This is a genomic window from Chryseobacterium barbadense (assembly GCF_042849955.1).
GTDB lineage: Bacteria > Bacteroidota > Bacteroidia > Flavobacteriales > Weeksellaceae > Chryseobacterium.
Window position 1 is genome coordinate 1 of sequence record NZ_BAAFHL010000134.1, and the last position, 1,998, is coordinate 1,998.

General features: G+C 39.1%; 1 protein-coding gene. It reads right to left on the reverse strand.

What is annotated here, in order from left to right; translation table 11 throughout:
• On the reverse strand, window positions 1-1,998 hold a 1,998-nt coding region (locus tag ACGHIN_RS17145; protein ID WP_390456413.1), incomplete at both ends, for a cytochrome c biogenesis ResB family protein.

Sequence of the window (1,998 nt, forward strand, 5' to 3'; positions counted from 1 at the left end):
GTATCAGCTTTGCTCCAGTTTCCGGATTGTTGTGCTGCTAAAACTTCTGCGAAATAAGGCCCCATCACTTGCTGAGATTCCATATCCGGTTCGAATTTCTGATCCAGCCATGAATGCCAGGTGTGATTAGCATCATTCTTTACCGGAACAATTCTCATAAACTGTCCACTGAAAAACTCATTAAAAATCTGTACCCTTTCGTTGACAGAAATTACCTCTTTATCATAATTGGTTTGCTCAGCCGGCTTTTTACGGAATGCTATATTATAATCGTTTTCCAGAATATAGGTAAGGTTTCCGTTGGCATCTGCCGGGAAAAGATTCATTAATGAAGTATAGCCTTCATCATTGGCTTTTGTTTTATTCTTCAGCTCATCACCTCCTTTTGTCCCTACTTTGATGATCGGAACCATCGTCCAGCTTGGCGTATCTGTATTGATTGAAAGGAACCATTGGTTAGCTGTAAGAGATTTTCCGTCTGTTCCTTTAAATTCGTCTTTTTTGTATAATTTCCTCAGAATATCCAAGGCTTCCGTATTGACAGGTACAATTCTTCCCTCAAAATTCTGTACCAAAAGATACCCGAATTTATCAGCATGCTCTTTACTGATTTTATTTCTGGCAATGATTTCATCAGGTGAAATCATCCTCATTTTACTTAAAGGAGCTGCCAAAGAATTCTGCTTTGGCCTTTCCTGCGCCTGAGGTGTTTCCGCAACAGGTGCATGATTGTGACCGTCACCTTCAACATGAATATGTTCTCTGCTGCCATCTGTGGTTCCGTGTGTTTCAATTTTCTGAGCACTTAATCCTAAACTTAGAAGCAACAAAACTACAGTTGCTGCTCTTTTCTTGTTAACATCAGTCAGCATTTTATTTAGTTTCCAGAAGTGGGACCCTTTCCAGAAGAAAATCACGAACATTCCCAGAAATAAGAATCCATATCCGATGTATGAAATTAAAGTTCCCCAATAATCATGATTTACAGATAATACGGTTCCCATTCTGTCCGGATCAAAACTTGCCTGGAAGAAACGGTATCCACCATGATTAAGAACGTGGTTCATATAGATTTTATACGGCGTCTGTTTTCCTTCGTCAATAATTTTCACATGGCTTTCATAAGCACTTGGTGAAGAACTTCCCGGATATGTTTCCATCACGAAGTCATCCAGCTTTAATGCGAAAGGAGTGTTGTAAATTTTTGGCCCGAAACCAACCATAATGTTTAATCCGTCCATCGTCACCTGTTTAAAAGCGTTCGGATTTCCTTTTTCTACGGAAAGATCAACCAGCTGTTTTGTTTTAGGGCCCTGAATTTCGACAGTCAGCATATCCGGAACATTAGCATCTTTCTTTCTGTCACCTTCAAATGCCAATAACCTTCCTTTTTTAAGACCTTCAGGCACAACCAGTTTCAGTTCATTGATCGTATATAAACTCCTCAATACCAAAGGTTGGAATTCGTCTTTTTTCGTGTTTCCGGTAGCCTGAGTGGCCATCGTCATATAAGAGGCATCAACGGGAGTTTTAATGAATATTTTCCCGCCTTCGTTTTTAAATTCAACTGCGCCTTCAATCGCTCTGTTAAACGTTACCAAAGTTCCGTTGATAGATTTGGTCTCTCCCGGTTTGATGTAAATATTCTGCCTTCCTGTTTGTCCTGTAGATACTAAGTGAAGGTATTCTGTCCCATTTGGTTCAGCAATTAAGCTGTCTTTTTTTCTCTGAACATATTCTTTTGCAAATACTTTGATTTGTTTTCCGTGGAAATCATAGGTTGCTTTAAAATCTTTATGCAGAGGAGACATCAGGTAAGGAATATCCTGATAATTAAGGACATCTCCTTTCTCTTCGATCTGAATTTTAAAGAAGTTTTTATCGGTTACGATCTCATTGGATGTTTCTCCTTCTCTGATGTGCATAGTTCCCTCAAAACTGATGTATCTTGTAATGGCACCCCCAATAAAAATAAGTACAAAGGCAAGGTGGAACATT